At 37.9% G+C, this 16,832-nt stretch carries 14 protein-coding genes, 1 tRNA gene and 1 pseudogene; 2 read left to right on the top strand and 14 right to left on the bottom strand.

Annotated elements, in window-relative coordinates; translation table 11 throughout:
• From ACK2M2_RS14545 to ACK2M2_RS14490, 12 genes and pseudogenes are all read right to left on the bottom strand, one after another.
• On the bottom strand, nt 1-219 hold a 219-nt coding region (locus ACK2M2_RS14545), incomplete at its 3' end, for a SwmB domain-containing protein (protein ID WP_419349559.1).
• A gap of 4 nt (nt 220-223) precedes the next feature.
• Nucleotides 224-1,363: an HlyD family efflux transporter periplasmic adaptor subunit gene (locus tag ACK2M2_RS14540; RefSeq protein WP_419349557.1), complete on the bottom strand. Its 1,140-nt coding sequence runs from the start codon at nt 1,361-1,363 to the stop codon at nt 224-226.
• Nucleotides 1,360-3,498, bottom strand: a complete 2,139-nt coding sequence (locus ACK2M2_RS14535) for a type I secretion system permease/ATPase (protein WP_409512772.1) — start codon at nt 3,496-3,498, stop codon at nt 1,360-1,362. The genes ACK2M2_RS14540 and ACK2M2_RS14535 overlap by 4 nt, the downstream gene beginning before the upstream one ends.
• Nucleotides 3,495-4,935: pseudogene (locus tag ACK2M2_RS14530) on the bottom strand (TolC family outer membrane protein). The gene ACK2M2_RS14535 and the pseudogene ACK2M2_RS14530 overlap by 4 nt, the downstream one beginning before the upstream one ends.
• A 288-nt stretch (nt 4,936-5,223) precedes the next feature.
• Nucleotides 5,224-5,970 (bottom strand): LPS export ABC transporter ATP-binding protein, encoded by a 747-nt coding sequence (gene lptB, locus ACK2M2_RS14525; RefSeq protein WP_409512771.1) that lies wholly within the window; start codon nt 5,968-5,970, stop codon nt 5,224-5,226.
• Nucleotides 5,970-6,536 (bottom strand): lipopolysaccharide transport periplasmic protein LptA, encoded by a 567-nt coding sequence (gene lptA / locus ACK2M2_RS14520; RefSeq protein ID WP_409512770.1) that lies wholly within the window; start codon nt 6,534-6,536, stop codon nt 5,970-5,972. Before lptA ends, lptB begins: the two co-directional genes overlap by 1 nt.
• Nucleotides 6,523-7,068 carry an LPS export ABC transporter periplasmic protein LptC gene (gene lptC, locus ACK2M2_RS14515; RefSeq protein ID WP_409512769.1) on the bottom strand — a complete coding sequence of 182 codons (546 nt, stop codon included), beginning with the start codon at nt 7,066-7,068 and terminating at the stop codon, nt 6,523-6,525. Before lptC ends, lptA begins: the two co-directional genes overlap by 14 nt.
• A gap of 47 nt (nt 7,069-7,115) precedes the next feature.
• Nucleotides 7,116-7,655, bottom strand: coding sequence for a KdsC family phosphatase (locus ACK2M2_RS14510; RefSeq protein WP_419349553.1), 540 nt, complete (start codon nt 7,653-7,655; stop codon nt 7,116-7,118).
• A gap of 3 nt (nt 7,656-7,658) precedes the next feature.
• Entirely contained in the window at nt 7,659-8,636 is a 978-nt protein-coding gene (locus ACK2M2_RS14505; protein WP_409512776.1) for a KpsF/GutQ family sugar-phosphate isomerase, read from the bottom strand.
• 266 nt (nt 8,637-8,902) lie between these two features.
• Nucleotides 8,903-8,978, bottom strand: a tRNA-Gly gene (locus ACK2M2_RS14500).
• A 74-nt stretch (nt 8,979-9,052) separates the two neighbouring features.
• On the bottom strand, nt 9,053-10,474 hold the full coding sequence (gene cysS, locus ACK2M2_RS14495; protein WP_419349551.1) for a cysteine--tRNA ligase: 1,422 nt from the start codon (nt 10,472-10,474) through the stop codon (nt 9,053-9,055).
• 272 nt (nt 10,475-10,746) lie between these two features.
• On the bottom strand, nt 10,747-12,180 hold the full coding sequence (locus ACK2M2_RS14490) for an aspartate ammonia-lyase (RefSeq protein ID WP_419349550.1): 1,434 nt from the start codon (nt 12,178-12,180) through the stop codon (nt 10,747-10,749).
• 138 nt (nt 12,181-12,318) lie between these two features.
• Here ACK2M2_RS14490 and ACK2M2_RS14485 point away from each other — a divergent pair, with 138 nt between their 5' ends.
• A complete protein-coding gene (locus ACK2M2_RS14485; RefSeq protein ID WP_419349548.1) occupies nt 12,319-13,224 on the top strand; it encodes a LysR substrate-binding domain-containing protein in 906 nt (301 codons plus the stop codon).
• Nucleotides 13,225-13,502: 278 nt separating this feature from the next.
• Here ACK2M2_RS14485 and ACK2M2_RS14480 read toward each other — a convergent pair whose 3' ends face one another.
• Nucleotides 13,503-14,672: a thiolase family protein gene (locus ACK2M2_RS14480; RefSeq protein ID WP_409512764.1), complete on the bottom strand. Its 1,170-nt coding sequence runs from the start codon at nt 14,670-14,672 to the stop codon at nt 13,503-13,505.
• 441 nt (nt 14,673-15,113) lie between these two features.
• Here ACK2M2_RS14480 and ACK2M2_RS14475 point away from each other — a divergent pair, with 441 nt between their 5' ends.
• Nucleotides 15,114-15,743, top strand: a complete 630-nt coding sequence (locus ACK2M2_RS14475) for a TetR/AcrR family transcriptional regulator (RefSeq protein WP_419349546.1) — start codon at nt 15,114-15,116, stop codon at nt 15,741-15,743.
• A gap of 96 nt (nt 15,744-15,839) precedes the next feature.
• On the opposite strand, the gene ACK2M2_RS14470 is transcribed toward ACK2M2_RS14475, so the two are convergent.
• Entirely contained in the window at nt 15,840-16,754 is a 915-nt protein-coding gene (locus tag ACK2M2_RS14470) for a LysR substrate-binding domain-containing protein (RefSeq protein ID WP_409512762.1), read from the bottom strand.
• Between the last annotated feature and the right edge of the window lie 78 nt (nt 16,755-16,832).

Below are 16,832 nucleotides of genomic sequence, written 5' to 3'. Positions count from 1 at the left end.
ATCGTTTTGCGCTGTTGGATCGGTGTAGATCACTTGCACACTTTGACCGCTATAGATCGGTGGCGTGAAATTCAGCGCCAATGTTTGACCTGTGATCGTGATGCTGTCCGGGGTGCGCAGTACGCCATCAATCAAGATGGTGAAGTCTTTGTTTTGCGGTGGATGTTGTGCATCTAAGTTTTCATTGAAGCTCAGGACCAACTCACCCGCGGTATTCACCGCACTACCGGTCAGGAATTGTTTTCGAACCTGTTTTAATATCAACAGTCGCAACCATACCAGGTGTAATCGCAAAAGTCTTACCTGCTTTATTGTAAAGCTTATCCGAATCCGTACGAATATAAACACGATAATAGAACTGATCTTGTTTCACTTCATCACGTAACGTATCTGGTGAAATGACAGTGACTTTACCTTTCAAACCACCATAGATGGAATAATCATAAGCAGTTAGTTTTACGAGCGCTTCTTGACCTGGGCGAATAAATGCGATGTCTCGTGGTGAAATACGTGCCTCAATTAATAATTGCTCATCTAATGGAACAATCGTCATGATTTTACCATTCTGAGGGATAACACCACCTAAAGTCATTACATCAATTTCTTTCACTACACCACGTACAGGTGCTTTGAAAATAGTCCGATTTAACGTATCTGATTTACCACGCACCACTTGTTGTTGGGTTTCAACATCAGTTGTTGCTTTAGATAATTGCTCACGCGCATCTACATAATATTTATTACGAATATCATTGATCTGATTTTGCAAATCATTTGCCTGACGTTTCAAACGTAATACTTCAACCTCACTCGCCGCACCTTTTGCTACTAGCGGTTCTGTCATACGTAACTCTTGCTGAACGAGTGTTAATGCTTGTTTTAAGCCCGCAATAGATTCATCCATATTGGCACGACGAGAATTATACAATTCTGTCTGTTCACTCACCATTTTAGGGTCTTTTCGAACACTATCAGGGAATGTTAATGGCGTACCATTCACTTCTGCACGAAGACGTGCAGCAGTTGCCTGTGATGAAATCAATAAGGATTCAGATTCACCGACATTAGATTCAAAACGTGTTGGATCTAATTGAGCAAGAATTTGTCCTTTCTGAACAATATCACCCTCTTTAACTTCTAGCTTCGTTAAAATCCCACCTTCAAGAGACTGAATAACTTGCTCTTTGGATGTCGGAATAACCTTACCCGTGCCTTGCGAAACCTCTTCAAGCTTAAAAACCCATGCCCAAATAAGTAATGCCATCAGACCACAACAAACTATCCAAATCATTACACTTGCTTTTGGTAAAGGTGGTTCTAGATGAGTTACCTTCATAGATCTTGTTTGTTTTTCTTCACTCATGATCTAGCTCCACTATTCGGCATCTGTTGTGCTGAATTATTCAATATTTGTTCTTTTGGTCCATCCATGACCACACGACCTTCATTGATCACAATAATACGATCAACCAACTCAAGTACTGCACGACGGTGGGTTGCCACAATCAATGTACGATGTGCAAGCCAAACCTTCATATGATCAATCAATTGCTTTTCAGAAACATCATCAATTGATGCAGTTGGCTCATCCAATAACAAAATATTAGGCTGACAAATTAATAAACGAGACAATAACAATGCCTGACGCTGACCACCTGAGAAACCAACACCACCTTCCATAATGATGTGATCAAGTCCTTCTTTTTTATCTTGAATAAAAGACAATGCTCCTGTCACAGATAAGGCTTTAAGTAAATCATCATCTGTTGCAAGTGGTGCACCTAATGTAAGGTTTTCACGCACTGTACCAAAGAATAGATGTGCATTTTGATTTAACAGTCCAACATCACGACGTACATCAGCAGGGTCAAGCAAAGTAATATCAATATCATCCAAATTGACTTTACCCTGTGTTGCTGTCTGCATACCTGACATCAACTGCAGTAAGCTCGATTTACCCGCACCATTACGACCTAAAATTGCAATTTTTTCACCAGGTTTTATTACCAGTTTTGGTATTATTAGGCTAGGCTTTGGATCTTCATCATCATATTTAAACACAACACCATTCAGTTCAAATTTACCATTTAATACTGAACGTTGAATTAACTGGGAGCGCTCTGGTTGATCAATCGGCTTCTTCATCAATTCATCTAAACTGTTTTTTGCAGTCTTTGCTTGTTGGAAACGCCCCAATACACCTGTGACTTGTGCAATTGGTCCAAGCATACGCGATGATAAAATTGAACACGCAACCAACGCACCTGTTGTCATATCACCTTTCATCACTGCAAAACAACCGACCAAGACAACAATCGCAAAAGTTAAACCTTGCAATTTTTGTGTCCACAAGCCCATAACACCAACAATTTTACGTTGCTGCATGCTGACGTTTGCAGACACTTCATTCATGTGATTCCATTGGTTCTGAAAACGGGATTCTGCACGTAACAGTTTAATATCTTCAATCCCCTGAACTGCTTCAACTAAAATAGCGTTACGAATAGAAGATTCACGCATACCTTGCTGTGCAAGTGCTGCCAATTTCTTTTGAACCAAGAAACCAGGCAGAATCATTAATGGGACGACAATGGCCATAACCCAAAATAAATTACCCCCAATCAACCAGAAAATACCTAAGAATAAAAGGAAAAATGGTAGATCAGCAAATGCAGTAATTGTGGTTGATGTCACCAACTCACGAACACCTTCAAGTTCACGAATCTGTGAAATAAATGTACCTGTAGACTTTGAACGCTCTTTATTTTTAATGCGTAGTGCATGCCCAAAAACACGATCAGAAATACGTAAATCTGCACGCTTACCAATCATATCGGATAAAACTAAGCGTGAATATTTCAGTGCAAATTCAAAAATAGCCGCAATTAATACGCCACCTGCCAATACCCACAAAGTTGGTATCGATTGCGCTGGAATAACACGGTCATACACATTCATTGAGAAGACAATGGTTGCCAATGCTAAAATATTTGCCAACATTGAAGCAAACATAATATCAACATAACGCTTCCAATCTTTAAGTACAATTTCCCAAAACCAATTGGCTTCATATGGTTTAATATATTCATCAATTCGAGCATCGGGTACTGCGCTTTCAGGACGCAAGATATAAACCAATGAAATTGCATTCTGAAGATCTTCTGCGCTAAAAGTCTGTGCAAGACCTTTATCACCACTCATTTGTACGCTGACATTACCGACTGCATCAGCTTTGTCAATTACTCCAACTTGACCATCTTTAAAGCCGACCACAACAGGTAAGCGCCAAGGATTAAGCATATCTAAGCTAAAATCAACCTTACGAACATGTAACCCAACCTGACGGGTCATGATCATTAAGACATCATCGATGCCTTGATTTTGATTCCAGTTTAACTCTAGGCGGATACGTTCTTCAGAACTTTCAATACGGTAATGTCTTGCTACAGTAAGGACGGCTTGTAACCATGGTTGATAATTTATTGTTGTATTATTCATGGTTGTATCTCTACCCCTTGAATTGAAAGATTATTCAGCTGATAAACATCACGTGCTTTACCAGATGCAGAAATATATTGAACAAGATTGTCATAAATATCATAACGTGCAGATTCAATTTGAGAATTTGCGCTATGAATTTGCTGTTCAGCATTTAGTAGGTCAACAACGGTACGTGTGCCTAATTTATATTGTTCTTGATAAAGCTCTTTGGTTCTCACCGTCGTTTCTTGCTGTGCAATCAAAACTTGCATTTGACGCTGTCTATTTTCAATCTGTTCACGTGCAAGACGAGTCTGATCAAGAACATCTAAATAAACACTGCTCACACGTGCTTTAGCTGCTTCTTCGGCAAAACTCGCAGCTTTCGTTTGTGATGCAACTGCACCACCTTGATAAAAGTTACTTGTGGCTTCAAGCATGATTGAATCGTAAAAACCATTGTCTTTGTTATTATTCGGGTTTACACCATTGAGTGCCTGACTCAAACTTCCTCGAACACTTAAAGTTGGATAACGACTCAAATTTGTTTGTTCTTTCTGTGACTTAGCAACATCCACACCAGCTTTTGCTGCCATCATATTTGGAATACGATTGAATTGAGTTTCACTATATAGATCAGAAGCTGAGATCATACTGTCTGGAATCTCCAAGCGACTGCTAGAAATATCACGTCCAACCAACGTTCGTAAACGTTGCTTATACATACTCAACTGCGTTTCTTGTGCGATCAAATTTGACTGTGCAGACTCAAGATACGACTGTGCTTGAATTGGATCGGCTTGACTACTAATACCTGCATTTGCTCGAAGATTGGCAATTTCAGCAATACGAGAAATACCTTTAATCTGCTCACGTGCAATTCGGGTAATTTCCTGATAACGACGGATATTAATAATCGCAGTCGCAACTTGCGTCGAAATATCATCAATTGATACAAGAACATTGGCTTGCGCTACTTGTAAACGTGCTTTTTCAACATTAACGCCACTTTTGACTTTACCGAAATCGTAAAGCATCTGTGTCGCACTCAATGTTAAGAGCTGCCGACCAGCTTCACCCGATGTCATATCACCTGTACCTAAACCACCAGTTAACTGGGGGATAGTAGCCTGCTTTCGCCACATCAATATTGGCATTTTGCGAAGACAATGAAGAAATACTTTGCGCAATATCTGGATGCCGTAACACCGCTATTTTTACAGCGTCATAAATACTAATTTTTGCAGGTAATGCTCCTGTCATCGAAAAAGGGGCTGAATCCATAAACACAACAGGATTAGTCCCTGTTGCATTTGTTCCCGTAATTACAGGTAATGATTGAGTCTCATTCTGTTGATAATCAAATTTACTCAGCTCATTTAAACTGACTTTGCGATAGTCTTCGGATGATTCAGGTGCTAAAAACTTTTGCACATTCTTCTTCATAAGTTGCATATTTAATTTTGACTCTTCAGCCCACGCCAACCCCGGTGAGTGTAAACCAATCAAAATTAAACAATATGCTCCGCCACGAATCTTATACTTTATTTTATTTTTTCCCACATGATTTCTCGTTTTTCGCATCACTTAAAAGTGAAACTTTCAAAAGTGCCTATATACATGATTTTTATTTTGTCTTAAAACCGTGATCTATTTAACACATTATAAAACAATAAATGAATGAATGCCTATAAAAATTAAATAGAAAATGTAATTTTCACAAGCACTTATTCTGATATTCGACTAAACGGTAAAATCATCACCAAGATAGACTTCACGAACAGTTTCATTATTTAAAACATCTTCAGGAGTGCCTTCTGCAATCACTGCTCCTTCGCTTACAATATATGCATGTTCACAGATTGCCAAAGTCTCTCGTACATTATGATCTGTGATTAAAACCCCAATACCACGATCCTTTAGCTGTCGAATAATATCTTTAATATCTCCTACAGAAATTGGATCTACACCAGCAAAAGGCTCATCTAATAACATAAATTTTGGATCTGCAGCTAAAGCACGGGCAATTTCCGCACGACGACGCTCACCACCCGAAACACTCATACCCAATGAATCTTTGATGTGCGTAATTTTAAAATCAGCAAGTAATTCTTTTAAACGTTGTTGACGCTGTTGCTTATTTAAATCTGAACGTGTCTCAAGAATTGCCATAATATTTTCAGAAATAGTGAGCTTTCTAAAAATAGAGGCTTCTTGTGGTAAATAACCAATGCCTTTACGGGCACGTTGATGCATTGCAAGATCAGAGATATCTTCATTATCAAGATGAATTTCCCCCTTATCCATACGAACAAGCCCAACCACCATATAAAAGCTTGTGGTTTTCCCCGCACCATTTGGACCGAGCAACCCAACAATTTGGCCACTTTTCATGCTAAAAGAAACGTCTTTAACTACCCAACGTTTACTATAAACTTTAGCAAGATGCTTAATACACAAGGTCTGAGGTTTATTCAGCGCATCATCCATTAATCACGCACTCCAGGAAAAGTTTTCTGTGTAGATGGCGGAATAATAATTTGTAAACGACCTTTTGATGTACCCGTGCTATTTGGGCCACCTGAAGCCTCAATATCACCTTTATTCATACTGTATTTCAAGGTATTACTACGAATACTTGCACCATCTTGATACAAATATGCATTCCCAATCAAATTGAGAATCCCTGTTTCCGCATTGTAAATAATTTTTTGTGCTTCACCACGTGCAATTCCTTTATTTCCATCAAGTTGCTGTTGAAATTTTGCAGGGCTACCTGTTGCAGTAATTGTACTAATTTGTTTACTTTTATTAAGTTGAGCAACAATAGAGTTTGCATAAACCTTCATTGTGCCTTGTTCAATTTCAACATTGCCTGAATAAGTTGTTACACCAGTTTTATCATTGAATGTCGCACGATCTGCCAATAGGGAAATTGACTGATTACGATCTGACTGTAAAGCAAATGCCGACACAGATGCGCAGCATAATCCAACAACGACAAATGTTTGCTTTAGGAAAGTCTGATACTGAGTGAAATAATTAGTTTGGCGCATACTTTCCTCGAATTTGATAAAATTCATACTGCCCCTGATTTAAATCTGCATTTAAACCTTGGCTAATAAACTGTGCATTGGGTGCATCAACCACCACTTGTTTTTTTGTTTCAAGTGTCCGTAATTTAGGAAATGCTGTTAACTCTTCGGTTTGAAAGACCATATTGCCTTGCTCACCAATTTTAGTCGCCTTCACTTGACCCGTTAAGACAACTTTTTCATTATTATCATAGCCATTAGCATTCTTAGCGTAAAAAGTAGAATCCACTTGATTATTGACATACACCGATGCATTCAAGTTTTTCAACTTTGAAGTTTTATGCTGTAAATCTTGTTCTAAATGATCCACTTGTGCACGAACATGCAACAGTCCTTTTTCATCGGTTTGAGTCAAATGAATACCTTCCGCAGAATATGTCATACTCTGAGCAGTATCGGCATCAAGCTTTTTGCCTTTGCCACCGTACCAATAATAGCCACCGCTGATTGCCGCAATGACAACCGCAGTCACATATAAAGCTTTAGTATCCATAGCGACAGACAACCCAATTTAAGTAAAGTAACATTCAAGTTTACGTATTAATGCGGTATTGCAATATATTTTTCAAGTAATTCCTGGTAAACACCTTTGGACATCAATAACATATCACAGACCTCACGAACAGCACCACGACCACCCAATGCCTGAGTGACTAAATCGGCACGGCGACGCACTTCAACATGACCATTTGGTACAGTAACTTTCATTCCTGCAATGACAAAGGCAGATAAATCGGGCCAATCATCCCCCATATATAAACAATCTTCTGGGGAAATATTCATTTGTGCACATGCTTCTCGCAGTGCGGTACCTTTGTCTTCACGCCCTTGAAAAACCAAGTCTACACCTAAATCTGACATGCGTTTTTCAACGATATTACTTTTACGACCTGTGATAATAATTACCTTAATACCCGCTTGCTGAACAAGCTTCATACCAAGTCCATCACGAATATCAAAGGATTTGATTTCATCGCCTGAATTGGTCAGGGTCACAAAACCATCACTTAAAATACCATCTACATCCAAAACCAAAGCTTCAATATGACGTGCTTGTTCCAATAAAACATAAGAAGCCATTGATTAGTTTACTCCTGCTTGAATCAAATCATGCATGCTGATTACGCCAATCACTTTATTAGCATCATCAACCACAACAAATTGATTAATTTTCTTTTCATTCATTTTTTCCAAAGCTTCAACAGCGCGAGCTTCTTTGGAAATGGTAGATGGATTGGCAATCATGACATCTGAAACGGCAAGATTGACATCAAAACCTTGTTGCTTATCAATCAGTCGGCGCAAATCACCATCGGTAAATATGCCAAGTAATACGTCATTTTCATCCACAATTGTGGTTAAACCTAGACGTTTATTTGAAATTTCATATAGAACCTGATTCATTGGTGTATCTGGCGATACTTTTGGTAAATCATTTCCAGTATGCATAAGGTGCTTTACATGTAACAACAGACGTTTACCCAATGCACCCGCAGGATGTGACATAGCAAAATCATCCGCAGTAAAACCACGCGCATCAAGCAATGCAACAGCCAATGCATCACCCAATACCAATGTTGCAGTTGTACTTGATGTTGGTGCTAGACCCAATGGGCATGCTTCCTGAATATCACCCAATGTTAATGCAATATCTGCATTTTGTGGCATTGGACCACGATCGTCACGACTGATGGTAATCAATGGCACTTCAAGGTGCTTGATTAGTGGCATCAGCATCATGATTTCATCACTTTTACCTGAATTTGAAATCGCAATCAGTACATCACCCTTGACCAACATGCCTAAATCGCCATGTCCTGCTTCACCTGGATGCATAAAGAATGATGGCGTGCCTGTCGAGGCAAATGTCGCCGCCATTTTACGTCCAATGTGACCTGACTTACCCATACCAGTAATCACAAGACGACCTTTACATTGTAAAATAATTTCGCAGGCACGAGTAAAACGTTCATCAATTTGCGTCGCTAAGATCTCAAGTGCTTGTTCTTCTATACGCAAGGTTTCGAGTGCGACTTTTTGAAAATCAATTTGATTCGGCAAATTTTGTGGATTCAATGTCTATTTTCCTACAATCTCTTTTCAGGGATTGATGCTGATTGGATGAAAATAATTTTGCTAATTTTAGCATATTTAAGTAAATAGCACGTTTCTAATTATACAAGTTTTCACAGATTTCCTGACCAATTACATCGGGATTGATACATGACAATATCACTTGTATTGCTAAATACACCCCTCAAAATGCTCAATTATTTTTTTACAGACAAATAAAAAGCCTCCATCTGATGATGAAGGCTTTTTGAATTTGGAGCGGGAAAAGAGACTCGAACTCTCGACCCCAACCTTGGCAAGGTTATGCTCTACCAACTGAGCTATTCCCGCTTTATGTTGTGAATTATAGTCAATAAAATTTAGCTGTCAACTCACTTCATACAAAAAATCGTTCAATTGATGAATTAATCAGCACGTCGCCAAGTTGTACCCTGACGTGTATCTTCAAGAACCACGCCTTGTGCTAAAAGCGATTGGCGAATTTCATCGGCTTTGGCAAAGTCTTTCGCTTTTTTGGCATCAACACGTTGTTGAATAAAGTCTGTAATTTGCTCTTCAGTCAAGCCCAATGCTTCTTGACCAATATCTGATTTTAAAAAGTCATCAACATTGTTCTGCACTAAACCAAGAATATTAGTCAGGTGACGTAAAGTCGAATAAAAAATTGCAGACTGTTCCGCATTTTCTTCTTTGACTGCACTGTTCAAAGCTTTAATAATTTCAAACAATACCGCAATAGCTTCTGATGTATTGAAGTCATCACGCATTGCACTGTTAAAGCGTTCTACTAAATTAGTATCCAAAGTCTCAACTGTTTTTTCACCATACACTTGTTGATAGGCTTTAATTGCATGGTAAAAACGTGCAAGGGTATTTTTCGCTTCTTTGAGTGCAACATCTGAATAGTTCACTGGACTACGGTAGTGTGAAGATACTATAAAATAGCGCACAACTTCAGGGTGGAATTTTTCAATCACATCACGAATAGTAAAGAAGTTGCCTAAAGACTTCGACATTTTCTCACCGTCAACATTGATGAAACCTGCATGCATCCAATAGTTTACATATTGTTCGTCAGTTGAAGCTTCTGATTGTGCGATTTCATTTTCATGATGTGGAAAAGTTAAGTCTTGACCGCCACCATGAATGTCAAAATGATTACCTAAGTTGCATGTCGACATCGCTGAACATTCAATATGCCAACCTGGACGACCATTGCCCCAAGGTGAAGCCCATGACGGTTCATTTTCTTTGGCATGTTTCCAAAGTACAAAGTCAAATGGATGTTTTTTCTCAACTTCTACATCGACACGTTCAGATGCCCCTGCTTGCATATCTTCAAGCTTACGACCTGAAAGACGACCGTATTTTGCAAATTTTTCAACTGCAAAATAAACATCACCATTTTTAGATGGGTAAGCAGAACCCTTATTGACGAGGTTGCCAATCATGTCTTGCATTTGGTCGATGTAATCTGTCGCGCGAGGTGATTCATTTGGTGGTACGCAACCTAACTTTGCAAAGTCTTCATTCATTGCATCAATGAAACGTGTTGTCAGTGATGCAATGCTTTCACCATTTTCATTGGCACGTTTAATGATTTTGTCATCAATATCGGTGATATTACGCACGTATTTGACATTCCAACCTTGACTACGAAGAAAGCGAATAATGTAGTCAAATGCAACCACTGTACGTGCATGTCCAATATGACAGTAATCATAAACCGTCATTCCGCACACATACATATCAATATGCCCCTCTTTACGTGGAACAAATTCAACTTTTTTACGTTGCTCAGAGTTGTAAAGAACAAATGGTTGCATAGGTCTTCTAAGTGCTTCTATATAAGGATGGTTAATCTTAACCTATGCATTTTTATTCATAAAGTTAAAACAAAAAGAAAGATCGATTTTTTCAGGTGAATCAACGGCTGTCTTGTTCATTTTTTCAAAGCTTTTACTTCTTATAACTTAGAAATTGAAGATTTTCACTCTTATTCTGTCGGTGAGTTAGGTGTTTGGGTACACTAGTAAAATAAACAAGCCACATCTACCTAGATAGATGTGGTTTGTTTAAATAAATTTTTAAATAATACTTAAATTGCAACATCTACAGACTGATGAACCATAGATTCTACAGACAAGGCTTTTGCTAAAACATCTTCAGATAATAACTGCTCTTCACGAATCAGCTCGACTACACCTCGACCTGTTTCTGCAGCAACTTTAGCAATTCGAGTAGTCGTTTCATATCCTAAGTACGGATTCAATGCAGTCACAATACCAATCGAACGCTCTACATTATTTTGACATTGCACTGTATTGGCTTGAATCGTGGCAATACATTTATCTTCAAACATTTGCATTGCTTTACCCATTAAATCAATAGATTCAAAAAGTTTAAATGCAATAAGCGGTTCCATTGCATTGAGCTGTAACTGCCCTGCTTCGGCGGCAAAAGTAATGGCTAAATCATTACCAATGACCTGAAATGCTGAGATATTCACGGCTTCAGGAATCACAGGATTCACTTTACCCGGCATGATCGAACTACCTGGTTGACGTGCTTCCAAGTAAACCTCTTGCAAACCTGCACGTGGGCCACTTGAAAGTAGACGTAAATCATTGGCAATTTTAGATAGTTTAGTTGCAGTACGTTTTAAAGCGCCTGACAATAAGACAAAATCACCCATATCTGATGTTGCTTCAATTAAATCAGGTGCAGACTTGATTGGCATTTGCGAGATCTCAGCCAAAGCCTGAATCGAAAGTTCAGTATAATGTGCTGGCGCATTAATCCCTGTACCAATTGCTGTTCCACCTAAGTTCATGTAATACAAACCATCAGGAAGCAATTGATCAAGCAAGCGAACATCTTTTTCTAAGGTCGTTGCAAATGCATTGAACTCTTGCCCAAGTGTCATTGGCACAGCATCTTGTAACTGTGTACGCCCCATTTTCATGACATCTTTAAATTGAATCGCTTTCGTACGTAATGCAGAAATAAGGGTTTTATAATGATTTTTCAACGGAATAAGATCAAGTAACACTGCAAGTCGAATCGCTGTTGGATACACATCATTAGTCGATTGCGACATATTTACGTGATTATTTGGATGCAAAATATGGTATGCGCCCTTTTCATAACCCAAATACTCAAGTGCAATATTACAAATGACCTCATTGGCATTCATATTGGTCGAAGTTCCTGCACCGCCCTGTAACATATCAACAGGAAATTGCTCATGATATTTACCTGCAATGACTTCCTGACATGCAAATACAATTGCTTGATATTGTGTTTCATCTAATTGTTTAAGCTTAAAATTTGCCACAGCACAGGCTTGTTTCACCATTGCTAATGCTTTAATAAAGTTTGCATAATCAGCCACTTTTGCATTGCTTAACTGGAAATTTTCTACCGCTCTTAGCGTTTGAATACCAAAATAATGTTGCTGTGCAACTTCTCGTGTACCAAGCAAGTCCTTTTCGATGCGGAATAATTTATCTACTTTTACTTCTGCGTTCATATCTGCTTACAATTCGAGGGGAGATGATTTATCTTAAACAGCGAAATTGCACCTTTCTAATGCATTGTTATATTTTGCTATGCAATTTTTGCATAGTATTCTTTATACTGTAATCTTCTTATTATTTACTTTTCAATTATGCAACTTGAAATCCGTTGGATTGAAGATCTCCTAGCACTCGAAGAAAGCCGCTCAATTTCTAAAGCTGCTGAAATTCGTTTTATTAGCCAATCCGCTTTTACTCGTCGCTTACAGCACATTGAGCAATCATTGGGCTTTCAAGTGGTTGAGCGTAATTTTCGTGACATCCAATTTACTGAAGCAGGACAAATTTTATTATCAACTGCCAAAGAAATTGCACAGCAACTCAATGAAACCATTACCCTGTTACACAATATGGAAAAAGAAAATAAACTTTCCATTAAATTTGCAGTTGCACATTCTCTTGCATCAAGTTTTTTTACTAATTTTATTCAGCTTTTTCCAAGCCATCTTGAAAACTTCAAACTTGAAATTATTGCAACAAATGTGAATGAAGGAATTAATTTACTCAAAGAAGGAGCATGTGATTTCATGATTTGCTATGCAGATCAAGCATTGATCTCAGGCATGAACACACGCATTCTATCGCACCTTAAAATTGGGCAAACTGACATTATTCCTGTCACTGCACTCACCCCAGAAAAGCAGGCTAAGTTTGATATTTATCAATATTTCCCCCTTATTACTTACAGTAGCAAGGCCTATTTAAGGGTTTTGGTAAATCAATTACTCACGAAACATAATTTAAAATATCGAGTACTCTATGAAACAGACAATGCCAACAATGTCAAAGACTTAGTCTTACAAGGTTTAGGCATCGCATGGTTACCTGCTTTAACTATTCAACATGAGCTAGAAAGCGGATTATTACAAATTTGTGATGATCAATTGATTTATAGAAATCAGGATATTTACATTTTTAAAAGTAATTTAGCACATCGAGAATCGATTTCTCAATTGTGGAATATTTTAAAAATGGAGCAACATTCAAAAACTGAGTAAAATTAATCTTAAGTCTAAAAACTGCTATAGCTCGTTTTAAGATTAAAATACCCATGAAACATTGCCCACTCTTGAATAAACAAAAGTGGGCAGTTTTTTAAATTAAATCACTTAAATTAAATAAGCAGATTTGATTATTCTAGAAGCTTTAAAATGACGATCTCACGACAATATTTGACGCAAAATACACGGCGTTTGAGCACTCTTTCCAGATATATATTCAAAATAGCTTTATGATTCTGCACAATAAAGATGATCCACCATCTGCACACCCCCCCCTAGACCAGCTCGATTGCAACCGCTGTTGCTTCACCACCACCAATACATAAGGCCGCAATTCCTTTCTTACCACCCGTACGTTTTAAAGCATGAATCAGCGTCACAATAATACGTGAACCCGAAGAACCTAACGGATGTCCTAGTGCACATGCACCACCGTGAATATTCACTTTTTCAATTGGTAAAGCAAAGGCATCCATGGCAATCATAGCCACCATTGCGAAGGCTTCGTTAACCTCCCATAAATCCACATCTTCGGCCTTCCAGCCCGTTTGCTTTAAGACTTTTTCAATTGCACCAACAGGTGCAATGGTAAATTCAGAAGGATGTTGTGAATGCGTTGCATATGCCAAAACATTGGCAAGCGGTTTTAAGCCACGTTGATTAGCAATTTCTGCCGAAGTCACGACAAGTGCAGACGCACCATCTGAAATTGAACTCGCATTTGCAGCAGTAATAGTCCCATCTTTTTTAAATGCAGGACGAAGCGTTGGAATTTTATCGACTTTTGCATTAAGTGGCTGCTCATCTTGATCAATTACCATATCACCCTTACGTGATGAGACAGTTACAGGTGCAATTTCTGATATAAAATAACCGTTCTGAATCGCTGTTACGGCTTTATTGAGTGAAGCAATCGCATAATTGTCTTGTTGTTCACGGGTATAGCCTTTTTGATCTGCCATTTCCTGTGCAAGAATACCCATCGACAAACCTGTTTCAGCATCTTCTAAACCTTCTTGAAACATGTGATCAGTTACTTTGCCATGTCCCATACGGTAGCCTGCACGTGCCTTGTCTAAAATATATGGTGAATTGGTCATAGACTCCATGCCCCCTGCAACCACAATTTCAGCAGAACCTGCTTTAACGGCATCGGCAGCCTGCATGAGTGCTTTCATACCTGAACCACAAATTTTATTGATTGTTGTTGCACCCGTACTATCAGGTAAACCTGCTTGACGCATGGCTTGGCGAGCAGGACCTTGTTTTAAACCCGCAGGAAGTACACAACCAAAAATCACTTCATCAATTTCACTTGCCTGTAAGCCTGCACGGCGAACAACCTCTTTAATTGCGACTGCACCTAAATCTGGTGCTGTACACGAAGATAAAACACCTTGAAATCCACCCATTGCTGTACGAACTGCATCTACAATTACGATCATTTTTTATTCCTTCTGTGCTCAATTTTGTGAGTTTGGACGTTCATCCCACGCCCTGATTCAAATATTTTAAGTTTTTCAAATACCAATAGAATATTTTGTCATGCAAATTTTAGTCAAAGAACTACCTACCCGTCCTGTAAAATACATTGAGATTATTAGTTCTAGTCGATCTAACACAATAAAGTGAATGTCTATATAGCTCATCTGACAAAAACAATAAATCGCAAAGCCAAAAATTGGAACTAAATTGCACAAAATTGAACGCAACGTTCAGTTTTCTTGACAATAGACGACAAACATCCTTTAATTTATCATGTGAATAGTTAAATAATTTCATTCTCATAAAAAACCCTGTGTAAACACGACATTAGTTTTAAGGATTTTTTCTAATTCCTGATATACTCAAGTTCACGTACAAAGCAATGATAATGGACTTCAAACATGATTTCAGTACGCCAACAAAATTTTCTTTTACGCAAAGAGAAGATTTTAGCGATGGCAGAAACATTGTTACTCGATAATAATCAGGATATTACTCTCAGTGAACTTGCCACTGAATTAGACATTGCCAAAGGTACAATCTATAAACACTTCAAAAGTAAAAATCAGCTTTATTTGGAACTGATTATTCTCAATGAAAAACGCTTACTAGAGCTCTCTAAAAAATATAACCCAAACATTCAGGCTTATGTATCTCAATACATGCTTTATAATATGCTCAATTCTAATCGCACCATTTTGCTACATGTGATTGAGGAGCGATTAACCAACAATGAACGTAAACTCAAAGACTTATTTGAAGAACTCTATCAAATTCGTGAAGAACGTATTTTAGAAATTCGTGATTTATTCGCTAATCATTTAAAAGCACTCAAAAGCACCATGTCTATTCGTGATTATCTCTCGTATATTTGGACAGTCACATATGGCGCATCATTGCTTCTCAATTCTACACACTATCAAAAATCAATTGGTTCTCGTGAACGCTTAATTAAGCTCTATGTCAAACAAGCACTGATGACACCAGATAAATTATCAGAATCAAATGAAAATATTGAAACTCAGGCTTAATCTTTCAATATTCTTATGTAAGCTTATATAAAAAAACGCTGTCACTTCAATTGGACAGCGTTTTTAATTCTACACTCAAATGTTTCGATACTCTTTTTATCTCAAATGTGGCTCATTAACCTGACTGAAGATTTCATAACACATATGACGTAACCATTGATGACTGGTTTTATGATGACATGACATATGCCAATACTGTTTTACACCATAACTTGGAAAGGCGATTGGCGCATCAAAAATTTGTAAATTGCCTCGCGCAAGTAAAACCTCACTCAAGTAATACGGCACAGTGGCTATTGCATCGGTTTCTTGTACCACAAGCCCCACACCCAAATAACTTGGTATACGCATCAAAATATTACGTTTCAATTCTAAATTGAGCAATTCATTTTCAATATGGTAATGCCCTATTCCTGCATCAATATCAATATGAGACTCTGCTAAATACTGCTCAACTGTTAAATGATTCGGCGTTAAACGAGGATGATCTTTCGATGCAAGAACCACATAGTATTGTTCAAAAAGCTTTTGCTGATAAAAGCCATTTTCCAATTGTGGCAAAAAACCTACCGCTAAATCAATTTCACCATTCGCCATCTGATAGCTTGTTTCAGAGGTAATAGCACGAACATTCAATTTAATATGAGGTGCATGTTTTTTTAAATATTGAGAAATTTTCGGCAATAATACCAAATGAGAAACATCCGTCATCGCAATAGTAAACTGCTGATGTGATGCTTGTTCATCAAAATTAATGGTGAAATTATTAATAATTTCGACTTTATTTAATGCCTCACTCACCAATGGGAAAAGTTGCTTCGACAATTCCGTTGGTATCATTTCATTGCCAATACGTAAAAATAATGGATCATTATAATGCGCACGGATTTTATTCAGAATATTACTGACCGCAGGTTGACTCATGGCAAGATAATCTGCCGCTGAAGACACACTTTTAAATTTATAAATATAGTAAAAAATACTGAGTAACTTACAGTCCAATTCGAACACTAAAAAACTTCTCTACCATGAATTTCAATCTATGGTTATTTTGAGCTTTTTTTGATGTCTTGCCAATGCTTATTTCGT

This window comes from Acinetobacter sp. TY1 (assembly GCF_048551395.1).
GTDB lineage: Bacteria > Pseudomonadota > Gammaproteobacteria > Pseudomonadales > Moraxellaceae > Acinetobacter.
The sequence above is the reverse complement of the archived record's forward strand: the minus strand, read 5'-3'. Positions and strand labels throughout refer to the sequence as shown.